Origin of the sequence: Lentzea albida (assembly GCF_900111005.1) — a bacterium.
GTDB classification, from domain to species: domain Bacteria; phylum Actinomycetota; class Actinomycetes; order Mycobacteriales; family Pseudonocardiaceae; genus Lentzea; species Lentzea albida.
In genome coordinates, this window is record NZ_FOFV01000001.1 from 85,544 (window position 1) to 104,817 (window position 19,274).

General features: G+C 70.0%; 20 protein-coding genes. 14 read left to right on the plus strand and 6 right to left on the minus strand.

Features of this window, described 5'->3' with window-relative positions:
* Positions 1–6 precede the first annotated feature (6 nt).
* On the plus strand, positions 7–456 hold the full coding sequence (locus BMY74_RS00470; protein ID WP_218159511.1) for a MarR family winged helix-turn-helix transcriptional regulator: 450 nt from the start codon (positions 7–9) through the stop codon (positions 454–456).
* 4 nt (positions 457–460) lie between these two features.
* Here BMY74_RS00470 and BMY74_RS00475 read toward each other — a convergent pair whose 3' ends face one another.
* Positions 461–1,051, minus strand: a complete 591-nt coding sequence (locus tag BMY74_RS00475) for a TMEM165/GDT1 family protein (RefSeq protein WP_281244927.1) — start codon at positions 1,049–1,051, stop codon at positions 461–463.
* 317 nt (positions 1,052–1,368) lie between these two features.
* Here BMY74_RS00475 and BMY74_RS00480 point away from each other — a divergent pair, with 317 nt between their 5' ends.
* From BMY74_RS00480 to BMY74_RS00495, 4 genes are read left to right on the plus strand one after another with little or no spacing between them, the layout of a single operon-like run.
* Positions 1,369–2,823: a cytochrome ubiquinol oxidase subunit I gene (locus tag BMY74_RS00480; protein WP_089907701.1), complete on the plus strand. Its 1,455-nt coding sequence runs from the start codon at positions 1,369–1,371 to the stop codon at positions 2,821–2,823.
* 12 nt (positions 2,824–2,835) lie between these two features.
* Positions 2,836–3,807, plus strand: a complete 972-nt coding sequence (gene cydB / locus BMY74_RS00485; RefSeq protein ID WP_089907704.1) for a cytochrome d ubiquinol oxidase subunit II — start codon at positions 2,836–2,838, stop codon at positions 3,805–3,807.
* Between the two features lie 13 nt (positions 3,808–3,820).
* Entirely contained in the window at positions 3,821–6,814 is a 2,994-nt protein-coding gene (gene cydD / locus BMY74_RS46580) for a thiol reductant ABC exporter subunit CydD (protein WP_089907707.1), read from the plus strand.
* A gap of 5 nt (positions 6,815–6,819) precedes the next feature.
* Positions 6,820–7,926 carry a GAF domain-containing sensor histidine kinase gene (locus BMY74_RS00495; RefSeq protein WP_089907710.1) on the plus strand — a complete coding sequence of 369 codons (1,107 nt, stop codon included), beginning with the start codon at positions 6,820–6,822 and terminating at the stop codon, positions 7,924–7,926.
* Here BMY74_RS00495 and BMY74_RS00500 read toward each other — a convergent pair.
* On the minus strand, positions 7,904–8,521 hold the full coding sequence (locus BMY74_RS00500; RefSeq protein ID WP_281244928.1) for a response regulator: 618 nt from the start codon (positions 8,519–8,521) through the stop codon (positions 7,904–7,906). The two genes, BMY74_RS00495 and BMY74_RS00500, sit on opposite strands and share 23 nt — an antisense overlap.
* Positions 8,522–8,582: 61 nt before the next feature.
* On the opposite strand from BMY74_RS00500, the gene BMY74_RS00505 reads away from it, so the two are divergent.
* Positions 8,583–9,077 (plus strand): GNAT family N-acetyltransferase, encoded by a 495-nt coding sequence (locus BMY74_RS00505; protein WP_089907716.1) that lies wholly within the window; start codon positions 8,583–8,585, stop codon positions 9,075–9,077.
* A gap of 60 nt (positions 9,078–9,137) precedes the next feature.
* Here the strand turns inward: BMY74_RS00505 and BMY74_RS00510 are convergent, their stop codons facing one another.
* Complete coding sequence (locus BMY74_RS00510; protein WP_089910202.1) at positions 9,138–9,656, minus strand: macro domain-containing protein; 519 nt, start codon at positions 9,654–9,656, stop codon at positions 9,138–9,140.
* A gap of 147 nt (positions 9,657–9,803) precedes the next feature.
* On the opposite strand from BMY74_RS00510, the gene pheA reads away from it, so the two are divergent.
* Complete coding sequence (gene pheA / locus BMY74_RS00515) at positions 9,804–10,694, plus strand: prephenate dehydratase (RefSeq protein WP_089907719.1); 891 nt, start codon at positions 9,804–9,806, stop codon at positions 10,692–10,694.
* Positions 10,691–11,287 (plus strand): histidine phosphatase family protein, encoded by a 597-nt coding sequence (locus tag BMY74_RS00520; protein ID WP_089907722.1) that lies wholly within the window; start codon positions 10,691–10,693, stop codon positions 11,285–11,287. The genes pheA and BMY74_RS00520 overlap by 4 nt, the downstream gene beginning before the upstream one ends.
* Before the next feature lie 59 nt (positions 11,288–11,346).
* Here BMY74_RS00520 and BMY74_RS00525 read toward each other — a convergent pair whose 3' ends face one another.
* Positions 11,347–11,697 (minus strand): metallopeptidase family protein, encoded by a 351-nt coding sequence (locus BMY74_RS00525; protein ID WP_089907725.1) that lies wholly within the window; start codon positions 11,695–11,697, stop codon positions 11,347–11,349.
* The gene (locus BMY74_RS00530) at positions 11,694–12,749 is read right to left on the minus strand and encodes a septum formation family protein (protein WP_245785808.1); all 1,056 of its coding nucleotides are present in this window, start codon (positions 12,747–12,749) and stop codon (positions 11,694–11,696) included. The genes BMY74_RS00525 and BMY74_RS00530 overlap by 4 nt, the downstream gene beginning before the upstream one ends.
* Before the next feature lie 154 nt (positions 12,750–12,903).
* Between BMY74_RS00530 and BMY74_RS00535 the strand changes: the two genes are divergently transcribed.
* From BMY74_RS00535 to BMY74_RS00545, 3 genes are read left to right on the plus strand one after another with little or no spacing between them, the layout of a single operon-like run.
* On the plus strand, positions 12,904–13,581 hold the full coding sequence (locus BMY74_RS00535) for a hypothetical protein (RefSeq protein WP_245785809.1): 678 nt from the start codon (positions 12,904–12,906) through the stop codon (positions 13,579–13,581).
* Positions 13,582–13,587: 6 nt separating this feature from the next.
* Positions 13,588–14,751, plus strand: a complete 1,164-nt coding sequence (locus tag BMY74_RS00540) for a glutathionylspermidine synthase family protein (protein ID WP_089907735.1) — start codon at positions 13,588–13,590, stop codon at positions 14,749–14,751.
* Between the two features lie 21 nt (positions 14,752–14,772).
* Positions 14,773–15,228: a DUF350 domain-containing protein gene (locus BMY74_RS00545; protein WP_089907738.1), complete on the plus strand. Its 456-nt coding sequence runs from the start codon at positions 14,773–14,775 to the stop codon at positions 15,226–15,228.
* Positions 15,229–15,297: 69 nt separating this feature from the next.
* Here the strand turns inward: BMY74_RS00545 and BMY74_RS44715 are convergent, their stop codons facing one another.
* Complete coding sequence (locus BMY74_RS44715; RefSeq protein WP_177229503.1) at positions 15,298–15,468, minus strand: hypothetical protein; 171 nt, start codon at positions 15,466–15,468, stop codon at positions 15,298–15,300.
* A gap of 95 nt (positions 15,469–15,563) precedes the next feature.
* Here BMY74_RS44715 and serS point away from each other — a divergent pair, with 95 nt between their 5' ends.
* From serS to BMY74_RS00560, 3 genes are all read left to right on the plus strand, one after another.
* Positions 15,564–16,811 (plus strand): serine--tRNA ligase, encoded by a 1,248-nt coding sequence (gene serS, locus BMY74_RS00550; protein ID WP_089907741.1) that lies wholly within the window; start codon positions 15,564–15,566, stop codon positions 16,809–16,811.
* A 93-nt stretch (positions 16,812–16,904) separates the two neighbouring features.
* Entirely contained in the window at positions 16,905–18,281 is a 1,377-nt protein-coding gene (locus BMY74_RS00555; protein WP_089907743.1) for a hypothetical protein, read from the plus strand.
* 263 nt (positions 18,282–18,544) lie between these two features.
* A complete protein-coding gene (locus tag BMY74_RS00560) occupies positions 18,545–19,243 on the plus strand; it encodes an acyl-ACP--UDP-N-acetylglucosamine O-acyltransferase family protein (protein WP_089907746.1) in 699 nt (232 codons plus the stop codon).
* Positions 19,244–19,274: the final 31 nt, after the last annotated feature.

The window sequence follows — 19,274 nt, forward strand, 5'->3', positions numbered from 1 at the left end:
GACGTGATGGAACCGGTGCCGATGCTGCTGGCGATGACGTACCGCGCCATGGGCGACCAGTTCCACGACCGCCTCCGGCAGATCGGGCTGGAGCCGCTGCGGCCCGCCCACGGCTACGTCTTCCGGTTCCTCAAGGAGAAGCGCGCCACCACCGTCGACATCGGACAGCACCTCGGCGTCACGAAGCAGGCGGCGGCGAAGATCGTCAGCGAGCTGGACGAGTGGGGGTACGTGCTCAGGGAGCCGCATCCCACGGACAAGCGCGCGCAGTACGTCACGCTGACCACGAAGGGGCGCGACTACCTGAAGTTCGCCGACAACCTGTGGGCCGACCTCGAAGCCGAGATGGCCGAGGCGATCGGCGACGACACCCTCGCGACCATCAGGCGGGGCCTCGCTGCCTACCTGCGGCACGTCCACGGCGAGGACCAGCCAGGGCTGCGGCCGGTCTGGTGACCGGCTAGAACACCTGGACCAGCGCGACCACGCTGAGCACCGCGAAGACCACCCCGGCGACCCGCTGGATCCAGTGCGTCGGCAACCGCCCGGCGAGCTTGCGCCCCACCAGGACGGCGAGTCCGGCCACGGCGACCAGTGCGAGCCAGGCACCGAGACCCACGGCCAGCGGCGCGCCGTACCGGGCGGTGATGCCGGCCGTCGCGAGCTGCGAGGCGTCGCCCCACTCGGCGGCGAACAGGACGCCGAACGACGTCAGGGCGGCGCGCCAGAACGGCACGGCGGTCTGCGTTCCCGCCTCGTCCGCTGAGTCGTCGTCCTTCGAGAAGCCTTCGCGCAGCAGCATGAAGGCGCCCACGCCGAACAGCACGGCGACCACGCCCGCCACGACCCGGTCGGGCAGCAGGGTGATCGCGGAGCCGAACGCGGCGGCCACGACGCTCTGCACGGCGAAGGCCGCGACCACGCCGACGAACACCGGCCAGGCGCGGTAGCGCGTCGTCAGCACCAGGGTCGCGACCATGGTCTTGTCGGGCAGCTCGACGAGGAACACCACCGCGAAGGCGGTGATGAACGCGAGCAATGATGTGGCCACGAGGTCCTCCACGTCCGAATACGTACCCGGACGGAGGCGCGACAGACCCCGACCAGGCGTGCTTGCACCTGGCCGGAGGTCTCGTTCGCCCGATCGAGATCGGGTGTGGGACCGGATCCGCTCGAAGGCCGATCAGTATGTCGATCACCACGCCACCGGCCGAAGACTCCGGTGGGAACTACTCCCCTCTGGCGCACACATCGTAACCGACGCATGTCACCCACCAGGCGTGACTTCGCGCACGGGACCTTGGTCCCGAGCCGGGACGGGACCGTCGTACCTGATAGCGGCCATGATCCACACCTACGCTCGAAGACGTGGAAGTACTCGAACTCGCGCGGTGGCAGTTCGGCATCACCACCGTCTACCACTTTCTGATGGTGCCGCTGACGATCGGCCTCTCCCTGCTGGTCGCGGGGATGCAGACCGCGTGGGTGCGCACGGGCGACGAGCGCTACTACAAGATGACGAAGTTCTGGGGCAAGCTCCTCCTGATCAACTTCGCCATGGGCGTCGTGACGGGCATCGTGCAGGAGTTCCAGTTCGGCATGGCCTGGAGCGCCTACTCGCGGTTCGTCGGTGACGTGTTCGGTGCGCCGCTCGCGATGGAGGCGATCGTCGCCTTCTTCGTCGAGTCGACGTTCCTCGGCCTGTGGATCTTCGGCTGGGACAAGCTGCCGAAGAAGGTCCACCTCGCCTGCGTCTGGGCGTTCAGCCTCGCCACTATGGCCAGCGCGTACTTCATCCTCGCCGCCAACTCGTGGATGCAGCACCCGGTCGGCATCGAGATGTACGAGGGCCGCCCGCGGCTCACCTCGATCTGGGCCGTGCTGACCAACAACACGACGCTCGCGGCCTTCCCGCACACCATCGCCGGCGCGTTCGCGGTGGCCGGCGCGTTCCTCGTGGGCATCGCCGCCTGGCACCTGCACCGCAGGTCGGAAGAAGAACGCGTCTGGCGCAGCTCGCTCAAGCTCGGCACGTGGGTCGGGGTGGTCGCGTTCAGCGCGCTGGCGATCAGCGGTGACCTGCAGGGCAAGTTGATGTTCGAGCAGCAGCCGATGAAGATGGCCGCCGCGGAGGCGTTGTGCCACACCGAACAGCCCGCGAGCTTCAGCGTCTTCGCGGTCGGCGACGTCACCAGGCCCGACTGCGAGAACGTCAAGAGCATCACGGTGCCCGCACTGCTGAGCTTCTTGGCGCACAACGACTTCAGCAGCGAGGTCAAGGGCATCCAGGACCTCGTCCCGATGTACCAGGAGAAGTACGGCGAGTTCTACCCCGTCGACGAACGGCTCGGTGAGCTCAGCGGCAAGCCGATCGACTACGTGCCGGCGCTCCCCGTGACGTACTGGGGCTTTCGGTTGATGATCGGGTTCGGCGCCATCTCGGCCGGCCTCGGGGTGTTCATGCTCTGGCTGACGCGGAAGAACAGGACGCCCACCGGATGGTGGTTCCCGGTTCTCGGCCTCGCCGGCATCGCGACCCCGTTCGTGGCCAACAGCGCCGGCTGGATCTTCACCGAGATGGGCAGGCAGCCGTTCGTCGTGGTACCCAACCCGTCCGGTGTGGACGGTGTCTGGATGTTCACCGCGCAGGCGGTCAGCCAGTCGACAGCGGGCGAGGTCCTGACCTCGCTGATCGCGCTCACCGCGGTCTACAGCGTGCTGGCGGTCGTGGAGTTCTACCTGATCCGCAAGTACGTCCGAGGCGGGATCCGCGGCGTGCTGCCCCAGAAGACCGACGACGGCGCCCTGGCGTTCGCGTACTAGGGGAGAGGCGACGTGGAAACGCTCTGGTTCGTGCTCATCGCCGTGCTGTGGCTCGGCTACCTGTTCCTCGAAGGTTTCGACTTCGGCGTCGGCATGCTGCTGCCGGTTCTCGGGCGCAGCAACCGCGAACGCCGGGTCATGATCAACACCATCGGGCCGGTCTGGGACGGCAACGAGGTGTGGCTCATCACCGCGATCGGTGCCACGTTCGCGGCCTTCCCCGGCTGGTACGCGGCGCTGCTCAGCGCCGCGTACCTGCCACTAACCCTGTTCCTCATCGCGTTGATCGGCCGCGGTGTCGCGTTCGACTACCGCGGCAAGGTCGACAACCCGCGCTGGCGCAGGGCCTGGGACTTCACCATCGTCGCGGGCTCGTGGATCGCCACGCTCTGCGTCGGCCTGCTGATCTCGACGACCGTGCTGGGCCTGCCGATCGACGCGAACGGTGACCGCGTCGGCTCGCCGTTCGCGGCCATCCGCCTGGAGACGGTCGTCGGCGCGCTCGCCTTCGCGGGCTACGCGCTCGTGCACGGTGCCGTCTTCACGGCGCTGAAGACCGAGGGCGAGATCCGCGAACGGGCCCGTCGCATCGCCCTGACGCTGGCGCCGGTCGCGTTGCTGCCGCTCGTGGCGTTGCTCGCGATCGTCGCCGGGCTGTGGGCCGCCGTGGTCGTGGCGATCCTGGGCCTCGCGATGTGGAGGCTGGCCGTGGACCGCGACGGACAGTCGTTCGCGTTGATGGGCCTCGCGATCGCGGCGAGCGTCGTGGTGCTGTTCGGCTCGCTCTACCCGAACGTCCTGCCGTCGACGCTGAACGACGCGTGGTCGCTCACGGTCGCCAACACGGCGTCGAGCCCCTACACGCTGAAGGTCATGACCTGGGTCGCCGCCTTCGGCACGCCCGCCGTGCTCGTCTACCAGGGCTGGACGTACTGGGTGTTCCGCAAGCGGATCGGCGTCCAGCACATCCCGGCAGCCCACTGAGAGCAGGGCACTGATGAAGCGAGGCCCGCTGGGAGCTCTGCCCCAGCTCTCCCGGAACGCCAGGCGCGCCCTCGTCGGGGTGGGCGCGCTGGCATTCCTCAACTCACTGGCGCTCGTGGCCCAGGCCGTCGCGCTGGCGTCGGTCATCACGACCCGCGAGGGCCTGCCGCTGCTGGCCGTGGCGATCCTGGCCCGCGCCGCGCTGTCGTGGGCGACGGAGAGCGCTGCCGCCCGTGCCGCCGCCGGCGCCAAGGAGGAGCTGCGGACCCAGCTGCTCGCCAAGTCGTTCGAACGCGGCCCCGGCTTCGTCGCCGAGCGCGGCACGGCCGAGCTGTCGGTGCTCGCGACCAAGGGCCTCGACGCGCTCGACGCCTACTTCACCCGCTACCTCCCCGCGCTGGTCACGGCCGCGATCGTGCCACCGCTCGCCGGGGCCTGGATCCTCTTCACCGACTGGCCGTCGGCCGTGCTGATCGCGGTCACCGTGCCGCTGATCCCGGTGTTCGCCGCGTTGATCGGCTGGTACACCGAGAAGCGCGTCAAGAAGGCCGCCGACGTCACCGAACTGCTCTCCGCGCAGCTCCTCGAACTGCTCCACGCCCTGCCGGTGCTGACCGTCTTCGGACGCGCCGAGCAGCAGGCGGGCGCGGTACGGCAGATCGGCGAGCAGCACCGCAAGGCCACGATGGGCACGCTGCGGATCGCGTTCCTCAGCGCGTTGGTGCTGGAGATCGCGGCGTCGCTGAGCGTCGCGCTGATCGCCGTCGGCATCGGCATCCGGCTCGTGCACGGCGACATGACGCTGATGACCGCGCTGGTCGTGCTGATCCTGGCGCCCGAGTGCTACCTCCCGCTGCGTGCCGCGGGTGCCGCCCACCACGCCAGCGAGGACGGCCTGGAGGCGGTCCGGCGCGTGGCCGAGGTCGTCGACCACGAGGACGGGAGCAGGCCGCGACTGCCCGGCGGATCGGTCCACGTCGACGACCTGCGGGTGCTCCGGCGCGGGGGATTCGCGCCGGACGGCATCAGCTTCGACGTCCGGCCGGGGGAGATTCATCGACTTGAGGGCGCGAGTGGCGCTGGAAAGTCGACAACGTTCGGGGTGCTGCTGGGCTTCGTCGAGCCGACCGACGGCACGGCGTTCGTGGCCGGCGACATCGCGTACGTGCCGCAGAAGCCCGCGTTCGCCGCGGCCACCCCGCGCGCCGAACTGGAACTGACGGTTCCGGACGCTCAGGACATCGAGCAGGTCGCGGACGAGGTCGTGGCCCGGCACCTCCTCGACCGGCAGATCACCGACCTCTCGACCGGTGAGCGCCAACGCGTCGCAGTCGCGCGCGCCCTGCTGAGGGTTCGCCACGGTGCCACCGTGTTGCTGCTCGACGAACCGACCGCCCACCTAGACCCGGTGACAAGTCGCAAAGTCGACAAAGCGATCAAGCGAGCCAGCGCCACCGCGGCCGTCGTCCTCGCCTCGCACCGCGAGAAGGAGGCGACCGACGACGAGATGTTCGCCAGGGTCGTCACCGAGGAAGCGCTGCCCGAACGCCCGAAGCGCCTGCCGCTTCCGTGGAAGGGTGCCGGACTGGGCGTGCTCGCGGCCGTCGCCGGCATCGCGCTGACCGCGCTGGCCGCCCACCTGATCGCCCGCGCCGCCGAGATGCCGCCGATCCTGACGCTGTCGGTGCTGGTCGTGGGCGTGCGGACGTTCGCGTTGAGCAAGGGCGTGCTGCGCTACGTCGAGCGTCTGGTCACGCACGACGAGACGTTCCGCCTCGCGACCAAGCTGCGGGCCGAGTTGTGGCTCAGGCTCGTGCGGTCTCAACGGCGTGATGGGCTCCAACGGCTCGTGGAGGACACCGACACGGTTCGCGACCTGATCCCGCGGGTGCTGGTGCCGCCGGTCGTCGCGATCGGGGCGGGCATCGCGACCACGGTCCTGTTCGCGTTCATCGACCCGATGGCCGCGCTGACCCTGGGCGGGCTGCTGCTCGCGGCGGGGCTCGCCGCACCGGCCGTCGCCGTCTGGACCGAGCGCCGGGCCAGCACGAAGCTCGCCAGGGGCCGCCGCGAGGTCGCCCGCGACACGATCAACGCCCTCGCCGCCGCGCCGGACCTCATCGCGCACGACGCCCACCACCGCCTGCTGGCGCAGCTGCACGCCAAGGACGTCGAGCTCGCGGCACAGGCCCGCAAGCAAGCGTTTGGCACGGGCGCGGCCACGGCGATCGTCCTGCTCGCGACCGGTGCGGCGGCCCTCGCCTGCGCGATGACCGGCAACCCGGTGCTGGGGCTCGTCCCGCTCGCGCTCGCCGAACCGCTGGCCGCGCTGCCGCTCGCCGCCCAGCAGCGCCGGGCGTTGCGGGAGGCTTCGGCAAGGCTGCAGTTCGACGCGCCCGAACGGTCCGAGGTGCACCGCGGCAAGCGGATCCGGCTGGAGAACGTCGACGTCCGCTGGCCCGGAGCGACCGAGCCGACGCTGCGCGACCTCCACCTCAACATCGAGCCCGGCACGCACGTCGCGATCGTCGGGCCGTCGGGCAGCGGCAAGTCGACGCTGTTCGCGCTGCTCCTGGGCTTCCTGCAGCCCGAACGCGGCATCGTCGAGCTGCCGCGCGCCACCTGGTGCCCGCAGGAGCCGATGCTCGTCAGCACGGCCGTGAGGGAGAACCTGCGGATGTCGGGTCAGCACGACGACGAGGCGTTGAAGGACGCCCTGCGCAAGGCCTGCCTGGACGACTGGACCGACCGGCTCGACACGGTGATCAGGCCCGACCAGGTGTCGGGCGGCGAGGCGCAACGGCTGGCGCTGGCACGGGCGCTGCTGCACGACGCCGACGTGGTGCTGCTCGACGAGCCCACCGCGCACCTCGACGAGCCGACCGCGCGCCGGCTGCTGGAGCAGCTGCGGCAGGACCGCAGGACCGTCCTGCACATCACGCACCGCCCGGACGAGGCGGCGAGGGCGGACCTGGTGCTGGACCTCGGCACTCCCGCATACCGTTGAGGACCATGGACCCCTCTCTGGCGCGGCGCGTGCTCGTCGCGTCCACCGAGATCACGTCGGCGGCGCTGGAAGACCCGGAGAACGTGCTGAGGCTCGTGGTGGAGGCGGCCGCGGAGATCGCGGACGCCGACCTCGTCCTCGCCATGCTCGCCACCGAGGACGACGACGGCACGCTGACCGTCGAGGCCTCGTCCGGCGAGCCGGTCACGGCGACGCTGAGCCCGCGCAGCGCCGCCGCCAAGGCCGCGCGCACGGGCGTCCCGGTGATGGCCGACGACGTCACGAGCGACCCGCGCACGGCCCCGTACGTGCCCCACGCGCTGCGCAGCTACGGCCCGTTCGCGGTGGCGCCGTTCGGCACCTCGGACCGCAAGATCGGCGCGCTCGCGGTCTACCGGCGGCGGGACAAGCCGCCGTTCACGCCGGAGACGGTGGACGTGCTGTCGGCGTTCGCGGCCCAGGCCGGTCTCGCCGTGGTGCTGTCCGAGGGCTTCACCGCCCGGCAGCGCGTCGCGGTCTACGAGGAGCGCGAACGGATCGCCCGCGACCTGCACGACGTGATCATCCAGCGGCTCTACGGCGCCGGCGTGCAGCTCAGCCTGCTCGAACGGCGCCTCGGCAAGAAGCTCGACCACACCGACCGAGCCCGGATCAACGAGGCCGTCGACCTGGTCGACGAGACGATCGCCGAGGTCCGCGGCACCGTCCGCAAGCTGCGCAACACCGACCCGGCCGAGGGCGCCGACCTGCTCGACTCGATCAAGGCCGAGGTCCGCACGGCCGGTGAGCTGCTCGGGTTCGCGCCTCGGCTGCACGTGGCGGGCGACCTGGCGAACGTGCCGCGGCGGCACGCCGACGACGCGCGCGCCGCGTTGCGTGAGGCGTTGTCGAACGTCGTGCGGCACTCAGGTGCCACGAACCTCCAGATCGACGTACGGCGCGATGAGAAGCACCTGCTGCTGCGCGTCGCCGACAACGGGTGCGGCATCCCGTCCGGCGTGACTCAGCGCGGCCTGCGGCACCTCGCCGAACGGGCGAAGTCCGCGGGTGGTGATTTCCGCGTCGTGAGTTCGCCGAACGGGACGACGCTCACCTGGTCCGTCCCCGTTTAGCCACCCAGGCGGCGGCCTGCGTCCGCCGTTCCATGCCGAGTTTCGACAGAACGGACGTCACGTAGTTCTTCACGGTCTTCTCCGCGAGGAACAACCGTTCACCGATTTGGCGGTTCGTGAGGCCCTCACCGATGAGTTCGAGCACGCGCTGTTCCTGGTCGGTGAGTCCGATCGGGGCGGGATTGCGCATCCGTTCGAGTACTCGGCTTGTGGTCGCGGGGTCCAGAAGGGATCGTCCCGCCGCGACCTCGCGCACGGCCGTGACGACGTCCTGACCGCGCACCTGCTTGAGCAGGTACCCCGAGGCACCGGCCATGATCGCGCCGACGAGCGCTTCTTCGTCGTCGAATGCGGTCAGCACGAGGCAACGAATGCCAAGGTCGCGCAACGACCGGCACAGGTCGACCCCGCTGCCGTCGGGGAGCTGGACGTCCACGACGGCCACGTCCGGCGGTGTCGCCGCAGCTCTGGTCACCGCCTCGTCGACGGATCCGGCCTCGGCTATGACCGAGATGTCCGCCTCGTCGTCGAGCATCTCGCGCAGACCCCTGCGCACTACTTCGTGATCGTCAACCAACAAAACGCGCACTGGCACGAATCCACCGTACGTCGAATGGCTGTTCCTGAGTGTGACTCGAATTGGCACAGTTCTTGTCATGGCAGAAGGCTCGGTACGACCGGTCGAGGAAGCAGATCGCATAGTTGTCGCCCGACTGGTTCTCGAGCTGTGGGGCGCGCACACCGCCGTCGCGCACGGCGAGGTGTTCTTCCCGGCGAGTCTGCCGGGCTTCCTCGTGGAGAAGCAGGGTCACGTGCTGGGTCTGCTGACCTACGCGGTGACGAACCACCAGCTGGAGATCGTGACGATCGACGCGCTGCGGCGGGGCCGCGGCGTCGGCACCGCGCTCGTCGACGCCGCGGTTCGCCAGGCGCGCTCGCTCGGGTGCAACCGGGTGCGGCTGACGACCACCAACGACAACCTCGACGCGATCCGCTTCTACCAGCGCCGCGGGTTCAAGCTGGCCGCGTTGAGACCGGACGCGGTCCGCGAGGCGCGCAAGCTCAAACCGGAGATACCGGCTGTGGGTGAGTTCGGCATCCCCATCACGGACGAGCTGGACCTCGAACGATGGGTCGCGCCACGGCAGTAGTCCACAAGCATCCACAACGTTGTCCACAGGGTTGTGCACAAGTCCTGTGCACAACCTCCGTCAGACGTGCAGCGGGTTGAACGCCTCGTCCCACGCGGCGGCGACCTGGTGCGCGCACGTGGACGGGGCGACGCCTCCCACCCCGGTGCCGAGCCCCGGCATCGCGATGGTGCGGACGGCGTCGCGCACCGGCGTGCCGTCCTCCAGGCGCCCTTCGCTCCACAGCCGCAGCACGGCGCGGGCCGCGAGGTAGGGGTGGACGGTGTCGACCGGCAGCCGTTCGCCGGGCAGGCGCATCGTCGGCGCGCTGATCAGCCACGCCGGCTCGGTCTCACCGGTCGCCACGATCTGCGCCTCGCCCACCGGGAGCTCACCGCCGTGCAGCGCGAGGACGGCGCTGCGGACGTTGTTCTCGACCAGGGGGAAGGCCGTGGCGTAGACGGCGTCGATGCCACCGCGCATCCAGCCCTGCGAGTTCGCCGGGCTGACGATGGCCTGCGCGTGGATGTCCAGCACGGACCCGCGATGCACCCTCACCCCGGTGCGTCCGTCGGCGACGGCGAGCCAGGCGTTCGCCATCGGTTCGTCGACCGCGCACAACACGAGTTCTGGCGCTAGAGCGGGCACGCTCCAAGCATTCCAGTTCGAACGGCCCTTGCGGAACCCAGGTTTGGCCCCTGACACAGGCGTGATTTCCGCCTCTGATCGCCGCACTACGCTGACCTGATGCCGCGCATTGCGTACTTCGGACCACAGGGCACCTTCACCGAGCAGGCAGCGATGCGGTTCGAGGGCGACCTGGTCCCGGTCGAGACGATCCCGCTCGCGTTCGCCGCCGTGCGCCGCGGCGAGGCCGAGTTCGCGTGCGTGCCGATCGAGAACTCCGTCGAGGGCGCCGTGCCCGCGACCCTGGACGCCCTCGTGCGCGACGAGCCGGTCGTGGCCGTGGCCGAGACGGTGCTGGACGTCCGGTTCAGCGTCCTGGTCCGTCCGGGCACCACCGACATCAAGACGATCGCCTCGCACCCGCACGCGCTGGCCCAGGTCCGCGAGTGGATCGCCGCGGAACTGCCGGGCGTCACCTCCATCGCCACGTCGTCCACCGCGGCGGCCGCCGCCGAGGTGGAGCGCGGCGAGTTCGACGCCGCCGTGACGGCCCCCGTGGCCGTGCACCACTACAAACTCGACGAGTACGCCACCGACGTCCTGGACGTGCCCGACGCACGCACGCGGTTCCTGCTGCTGCGCCGGCCGGGCGCGTTGCCGGAGCCGACCGGTGCCGACCGCACGAGCGTCGTGGTGACCACCCCGAACCGCGTCGGCGTGCTGTCGGAACTGCTCACGGAGCTCGCGTTGCGTGGCATCAATCTCACCGGCCTCGAATCGCGTCCCCAGAAGGGCAAACTGGGGACGTACCGCTTCTACATCGACGTCGAGGGGCACATCGCAGAGCCGAGGATCGGTGACGCGCTGGCCGCGCTGCACCGACACTCGCGTGAGATCCGGTTCCTCGGGTCCTTCCCGAAGGCCGACCACGAGCCCGTCGAGGCTCACAACGCCGAGTTCGCCGCAGCCGCCTCCTGGGTCGATGCTGTCAGAAAGGGCGAGCGCGGGTGAGGTTGCTGCTGGTCAGGCACGGTGAGACGGCGTCGAACATCGAGCGCAAGCTCGACACGGCCATGCCAGGCCCCCCGCTCACCGAACTCGGCCGGAAGCAGGCCCGCGAACTGGCCGACCTCCTCGCCACCGAAGAGCCGGTCGCCGTCTACGCGAGCATCGGCCTGCGCGCCCAGCAGACCGCGGCCCCGACCGCGGAGCGCTTCGGCCTGCCCGTCCAGGTCCTCGAGGGCATCGAGGAGATCCAGGTCGGCTCGCTGGAGGGCCGCAACGACACCGAGGCGTACCAGACCTACCTCGAGACCGTGATCCGCTGGGCCGAGGGCGAGCTCGACGTGGCGTTCCCCGGCGGCGGCGAGTCCGGGCAGCAGGTGCTGGACCGCTTCCTGGCCGCGATCTCGTCGATCCGGCAGGACGGCACCGTCGTGGTCGTGACGCACGGCGGCTCGGGCCGGATGGGCGCGCTCGCGCTGGCGTCGAACGTGCCGGTGGAGCTGGCGGAGAACCTGCTGCCGAACACCGGCGTGGTGGTGCTGGAGACCGAGGGCGACGGCTGGGTGTGCCGGTCGTGGGCGGGCGTGGAGATCCAGTAGCCGGTCGGGCCGGCTCCGGCCCGCGAGCCGCATCGGTTCGGCGGTCCTGCCGCGCGGCCTCAGCCCCAGCCCAGCTCGTGCAGCTTCGCGTCGTCCACCCCGAAGTGGTGCGCGATCTCGTGCACCACGGTGATGATCACTTCCTCCACCACGTCGTCCTCGGTGTCGCAGATGTCGAGGATCGCCTCGCGGTAGATGAAGATGTGGTCGGGCAGGGTGCCGCCGTAGTCGGTGTTGCGCTCGGTCAGCGCGATGCCCTGGTACAGGCCCAGCAGGGCCGGCTCGTCGGGGTTGCGGTCCTCGACCAGCACCACGACGTTGTTCATCGCGTGCATGAAGTCGGGCGGGACCAGGTCCAGGGCCTCCTCGACCAGTTCGTCGAAGCGTGCCCTGGTCATCTCGACGGTCATCGGTTCTCCGCGCTCGAGGGGGGTGCGCCGGAGGACGACGGGTCCGGCTTGTCCGAGCCGGAGGGCTTGCCGGACTCCGAGGGCTTGCCGGACTCGGAGTGCAGCGGGGCGCCGGTGGGCTCGTCCTGGGGCTTGACCGAGGTGGTCTGCGGCGGGTTCGCGGTGGTCAGCGGCGCGCCGTTGGGGTTGCGGACGCTGCCCTCCCACGCCACGAGCTTCTCGCCCTGGGGGACGGCGCCGATCTTGCAGTTGGCCTTGCGCGAGCCGACGGCCCAGCTCTCCTGCGCGCGCGTGTCCCAGGTGATGAGCAGGTTCTTCGCCTTGAGGTCGGCGCCGCCGGTGTACTCGGCGGCGATCGCGGCGCACTTCTCGGACATCACCGTGTCCTGCTTCTCGGGCGCCGGGAACTCGCCCTCGGGGTGCTCCACGACGCCGACGATCTCGAACGCGTGCGGCTTGGCGCACTCGATCGGGTCACCCACCTTGTTGTCCTCGGTGAGCGCCACGCAGACGCCGGGGTCGTACACGTTCGACTGGTCCTGGGTCTTCGCGCTGCCGAACGACGGCAGCGCCGCGCCGGAGGGCGCCGTGACCTGCAGACCGCACCTGAGCTCGCGGTACCCGCTCGACCAGCGGGTCTCGTCCGGGTTCAGGGTGCTGACGCCGTACTTGCCCAGCGGGTCGAGCTTGCCCGCCATGTACGTGGTGGACGCCTGGGCGCAGTTGTCCTGCGCGATCTTCTCCCAGGCCTCGGCGGCCGGGTACGGCGCTTCCTTCGGGTACGCGGCCGTGATGTCGGCCGTGCCGGTGACCTCGAACTTGTGCGCGGCGGCGCAGTCGACCTTCTGCGCGTCGGAGAGGTCGGCCTTCTCCCAGTTGAGGCACTCGCCGACGCCTGCCTGGTACGCCGCGTTCACCAGCTCGCGCTTCGTGGTGATCGGGCCTCCTGCCAGCACCGACGTGAACGTGGCCAGCATCAGGAGGCCGAACGCGCCCAGGAACGCACCGGCCATCACCAGCCGCGTGTCGCGGATGTGACCAGATCGACTCAACCAACCGGCGCTCGGAGACATCTCATCCATGATGCCCGTGCCGTGTGAGACCGCTGTGCGCCGGGTTGGGGTCGAGTGTTGCTTTTAGGACACTCGTCCACCAATCGGCCGTGTTTTCACAGTCTCACTAGGTACCTTGCCCGCGGGAGTGGTGATGACTGACAACAACCTGCCAGGACCTGGCCAGCCGACGCCCCAGCCTGGGCCGCCGTCGGGACAGCCCGGCCAGCCGCAACAGCCCGGCCAGCAGCCGCCGCCGTACCAGCCTGCGCCGCAGCAGGCCGGTCCGAACCAGCCTGCGCCGCAGAAGCCCACCAAGGGCAAGATGCGCCAGCAGCAGGCGGGCGTCACGAAGCCGCGTCAGGCGACGGTCGCGGAGCAACGCGCTCGCGCCGCCGCCCTCAAGGCGCAGCAGGAGCGGTTCGCCGCGGAGTCCGCCGCCTTCGAGAAGAAGCGCAAGACCCGCAAACGCCTGCTCATCGGCGGTGGCGTCACCGTGGGCGTCGTCGCGCTGGTCGCGATCTGGTACGCGGCCGCCAGCCCCAAGAACGTCACGGCGCAGTGCACGGACCAGAACAACGTCATCGTCGACGACGACTACTGCTCCGACAGCTACTACCGCAGCCACGGCGGGTACAGCAGCGGCGGCTTCATCTACATCGGCAACAGCTCCTACCGCTACAACTACGGCGGTACGGGCTCGGTCGGTCAGAAGGTGAGCGGCGGCAGCTACACGATCCCGAAGGGCGCGAACGTCACCACGAAGTCGGGCACGTCGGTCCAGCGCGGCGGGTTCGGCATCAGCAGCGGGTCGAAGAGCAGCGGAGGCTGAGCACAGTTGCGTCGTGAAGCCTCACATCCGCGGCCGAACTGGCAGCGGACGGTCTCTGACCAGGGGTTGGTCTTCGGCCTGCCCGCGAAGTACGCGAACGGCGCCGACCGCCCCTACTGGGACGAGTCGGTGCACTACGTGTTCGAGATGAGCGAGGTCCTCTCGCTCGAAGCCGACGTCGAGCTGCTCCACTCCATGTGCCTCGACGCCGTCGACAACGTCGTGCTGACCGAGCGCTACCGCGACTTCGGCATCCCCGAGTGGGTGTGGCCGCACATCGCCGAGTCGTGGCGGCGCCGCGACCCGCACGTCTACGGCCGCTTCGACCTGCGCTACGACGGCTCGGGTCCCGCGAAGCTGCTCGAGTACAACGCGGACACCCCGACCTCGCTGCTGGAGGCCGCCTACATCCAGTGGTACTGGAAGGAGGAGGTCTTCCCGGACGACGACCAGTGGAACTCGCTGCACGAGCGCCTGGTCGAGCGCTGGACGGAGATCGGTGCCAAGCTCCCGTCCGGTGAGCTGCACTTCAGCTGGTCGAGCGCGGACCCGTCCGGCGAGGACCACCTCACCACCGCCTGCCTGCAGGAGACCGCGGCCGAGGCCGGGCTCAACACCGTGGGCATCGCGATGGAGGACATCGGCTGGGACACGCTGCTCAACCGGTTCGTCGACCTCGAAGAAGCCCCGATGGGCACCGTCTTCAAGCTCTACCCGTGGGAGTGGGTGGTCGAGGAGCAGTTCGGCCGGCACGCCGTCGAGTCGCTGCCCGGCACCCTCTGGCTCGAGCCGCTGTGGAAGATGCTGCTCTCCAACAAGGCGCTGCTCGCGATCCTGTGGGAGATGTACCCGGGTCACCCCAACCTGCTCCCCGCGTACCTCAACGACCCCGGCATGCTCACCGAGTACGTGCGCAAGCCGCTGCTCGGCCGCGAGGGGTCGAACATCCAGATCGTCGCTCCCGGTTACGAGACGCAGACCGGCGGCGTGTACGGCAAAGAGGGTTTCGTTTACCAGCTGTTCGATCCGCTTCCGGAGTTCGACGGCTACCGCCCCGCGTTGGGTGCCTGGGTCGTCGGCGACACGTCGGCAGGCCTCGGCATCCGGGAAACAGTCGGTCTCGTGACCGACGATGGCGCGGCGTTCGTGCCGCATCGAATTGTTGAGTAAGACTCCGAAAGGGAACAGGTAATGGACTACACGACGCTCGCGTTGGACCCCGGCTTCGGCTCGGCCATCGGCCGGGGCATCGGCGCGATCGCGCTGTACGCCGTCGTCGGTCTGGTCCTCATGGTGTTCGGTTTCTACGCGATCGACTGGACGACGCCGGGCAAGCTGTCGATCCTGGTCCGCAACGGTGCCCCGAACGCCGTGATCGTCACCGCCTCCGGCCTCGTCTCGATGGCGTTCATCGTCGTGGTGGCCATCCTCAGCGCGGTCGGCAAGCTCGACGAGGGCCTGCTCACGTCGCTGATCTACGGCATCGTCGGCATCATCGTGCAGGTCGCGGCCGTGCGCCTGCTGGAGTGGGTGACCAAGCTGGACATTGGCTCGATCATCGAGTCCGACCGCTTCGCGCCCGCCTCCGTGGTCGTCGCCGCCGCGCACGTCGCGCTCGGCCTCGTCGTGGCGTTCGCGATCTACTAGCCGGACGTGTCGGAGGGACCCGGTGCCCGTGCGGCGCCGGGTCCTTTCGCGTTGTGGCCGGTGACGGCATCAGCGCACCCGGCGGTCCGGCGCCGGGTCGTGCCGCCTCGCCGTCTCCTGCGGCAGCCCGGACAGGGCGGCGAGCAGGCTGCCGAGGAAGCCCACGACCGCGTTCGGCTTCCGCGAGGCCTCCCGGCGGAACCTCTCGTGGTCGAAGCCGGGCGGGATCTTGTCGGTCATCGCGCACCTCCTGCGCCTACAACGCCACCCGCTCACGGCCCGTTGAACGGATATCCGGATGAAGTGCGGATACGGCGACGACTACCCTTTCCAGGGTGATTGACCTCAAGGTGTTGCGCGAGAACCCGGAGATCGTGCGCGCGTCGCAGCGTGCCCGTGGCGAGGACGAGGCCGTCGTCGACAGCCTGCTGTCCGCGGACGAGCGCCGGCGTTCCGCCATCTCCCGCGCGGACACCCTGCGCGCCGAGCAGAAGGTGCTCGGCAAGGAGGTCGGCAGGGCCAAGGGCGACGAGCGCGCCGCACTGCTGGTCAAGGCGAAGGACCTGGCCGCCGAGGTCAAGGCCGCCGAGGCCGAGCAGAACGCCACCGCCGCCGAGGTCGACGAGCTCCTCGCGAAGATCCCGAACCTGGTGCACCCGGACGCGCCGGTCGGCGGCGAGGACGACTTCCGCGTCATCAAGACGGTCGGCACGCCGCGCGAGTTCGACTTCGAGCCGCAGGACCACCTCGACCTGGGCACCAAGCTCGGCGCGATCGACATGGAGCGCGGCGCGAAGGTCGGCGGCAGCCGGTTCTACTTCCTCAAGGGCGTCGGCGCCCAGCTGGAGCTCGCGCTGCTCAACATGGCGGCGGCGCAGGCCACGGCCAACGGGTTCGAGCTCATGATCACGCCCACCCTGGTGCGGCCGGAGATCATGGCGGGCACCGGGTTCCTGGGCGCGCACTCGAGCGAGATCTACCACCTGCCCGCCGACGACCTGTACCTCGTCGGCACGTCGGAGGTGCCGCTCGCCGGTTACCACGCCGACGAGATCCTCGACGGCGAGCGCCGGTACGCGGGCTGGTCGTCGTGCTACCGCCGCGAGGCCGGGTCGTACGGCAAGGACACCCGCGGCATCATCCGCGTGCACCAATTCAACAAGGTCGAGATGTTCTCCTACGTCAAGCCCGAGGACGCCGAGGCGGAGCACGCCCGGCTGCTCGGCTGGGAGGAGGAGATGCTCGCCAAGATCGAGGTGCCCTACCGCGTCATCGACACGGCGACGGGCGACCTCGGCACGTCGGCGCACCGCAAGTTCGACTGCGAGGCGTGGGTGCCGACGCAGCAGAAGTACCGCGAGCTGACCTCGACGTCGAACTGCACCACGTTCCAGGCGCGCCGCCTCAACGTCCGCTACCGCGACGAGAACGGCAAGTCGCAGATCGCGGCCACGCTGAACGGCACGCTGGCCACCACCCGCTGGATCGTGGCGATCCTCGAGAACCACCAGCAGGCGGACGGATCCGTCGTGGTGCCCGAGGCGCTGCGGCCGTTCATGGGCGGCCTGGAAGTCCTCAGGTAAAGGTTTCCCGAAACCTGTATTTCGGACGGCCTGACGGCGTCTTCCTTGCAGAACCACATGGGGGTGTGGTGTGCACGAGCAGGGGGAGTCGTCATGTCTTTCGAAGCAGCGGTCGGTGAAGCCGACATCACGCCGGTCCACCCGCCCTACCCGAGTCTGTGGATGGGCGGGTACGGCTGGAGTCCGCGCGGCAACCACGGGGCGATCGCCCGCCGGTTGCGCGCGCAGTGCCTCGTGCTCTGGGACGGCGGTGTGCCGAAGGTCCTGCTGCGCGCGGACCTCATCAGCATCCCGAGGGACGTCAACCAGGCGATCCGGGGCGCGCTCGTCGACGAGGACCTGGTCGCCGACGAGGACCTGATGCTGCTGGCGAGCCACACGCACTCGGGGGCGCTGTACGGCGACACCCGGCCGAACCCGAACGTGATGATGGGCCTCACCCAGGCCGACGTCGACGCGGTCAACGGCACGGCGGGCCTGATCACCGACGCGCTGGTGCAGCTCGTCCGCGACACGCTGGAGCTCGAGCGGACCCCGGTCGTGCTGGGCTACGCCGAGGGCGAGGCCAAGATCGGCCACAACCGGGTCGCGGACGACTTCGCCGTGCTCGACACCGTCCCGGTGCTGCGCCTCGACACGACCGGCGGTGACCTGTTCGCCGTGGTCTTCGGCGCCGCCTGCCACCCGGTCTCGCGCGGCAACGACGACGTCTTCGACGGCGAGTTCCCGGCCGTCGCGTCCGAGCTGGTCGAGAACGCGCTGGGCGTGCCCGCGCTGTTCGTCCAGGGCGCGTGCGGCGACCAGGAGGCGAACGACCCGCACAGCCCGGCCACCACCGTGCAGCTGGGCACCGTCCTCGGCCAGGCGGTCGTGGACCTCCTCGGCGACGACGTGTTCGACGACGTCACCGGACCGGTCGCGACGGCGATGACCGAGGTCGCCCTGCCGTTCCACAACGACACCGCCGACCCGGTCGTGCTGGCCGCGGTCCGGGCGAAGTACGAGCTCCGCCGCGAGGTGCTGGGCCCGGCCGACCCGAACTGGCGGCACGCGGGCCTGATGCTGGAGCAGATCGACGCGGAGGAGCTCCCCACGTCGATGCCGATGCCGATCCAGCGCTGGCGGTTCGGCGGCCTCAGCGTCCTCGCCCTGGCGCACGAGCCGCTGTCGAGCTACGACGTCAGGCTCCGCGCGGCGTTCCCCGGCAGCCTCTGGGTCATGGGATATGCCAACGAGTGCGAGGGCTACGTCGCGGACAACGACACGCTGCGTTCCGGCGGCGACCTGCACTCCGGGTACGAGGCGGGGTGGAACGAGGGCGACCCGACCATCGCGGGCGAGGGCAGCTACTGCATCTCCTACGCGTGGCCGGGGCCGCTGAAGTTCTCCGACACGGTCACACCCGCCGCCGGGACCACCGAACGGATCGTGATGGACGCGAGCCTGGGCCTGCTGTCCTCAGCGGAGTGACCTGGCCCGTTGGCGGGCGGATCCACGCTCGGCAGGGCACCTCACGGCACCGCCCCCGCGCCCCCGTACGTCCAGTACGAGGACGCGGGGGCGGCACCGCGATGCGCCCGTCCGACCGCGAATCCGCCCGGCAACGTTCCAGGCCACACCGCTGGCCGGTCCGGCCCCGTTCTGCCCGTCAAGTAGAGTGGCCCACCGGCCCCGTCGGGTGGAAGTGCCCTGGTGACGTGGGTTACACCAACTCACGGGCAGGACGGGGACCAGTGGCGAACCGCATTCACGAGACCGCGATCATCGGCAAGGACGTCGAGATCGGCGACGACAACGTGATCGGCCCGTACACGGTCATCGCCGGACCGACCCGGATCGGCGACGGCAACTTCATCGGCCCGCACGTCAGCATCGGCGGGCCCGCCGAGTTCCTGAGCGCGCCGCACCTGGCCGGCTGGGACGGCGAGAACGACGGCCCCGGCGTGGTGATCGGCGACCGCAACCGCATCCGCGAGTTCGTCACGATCAACCAGGGCGCCAAGGACGCGACCCGGCTCGGCAACGACAACTACGTGATGGGCCGCGCCCACATCGCGCACGACTGCGTGGTCGACAACAGCGTCGTGATCACGAGCGCCGTGCAGATCGCCGGCCACTGCCACGTGTGGAGCGGCTCCAACATCGGCCTGGGCACCGTCGTGCACCAGGGCACGCAGATCGGCCCCGGCGCGATGATCGGCCTCGGCTCGGCCATCCGCAAGGAGGTCGGTGCGTTCACCATCACGCTGGGCAACCCGGCCCGCACCACCGGCGTCAACGTCATCGGCCTGTCCCGTCGCGGCTGCGACGAGGCCGCGATCGCCGCTCTCACCGGTTTCCTCACCGGCAAGGAGGCGGAGGTTCCCGCCGGCCTGCCGGAGGAGCTCGCCGCGCTGCTCAAGGCGTGGACCGAGCGTTCGAACGAGCACTGAGCCCCAGACCTCGAAGAGAGAACGAGAAAAA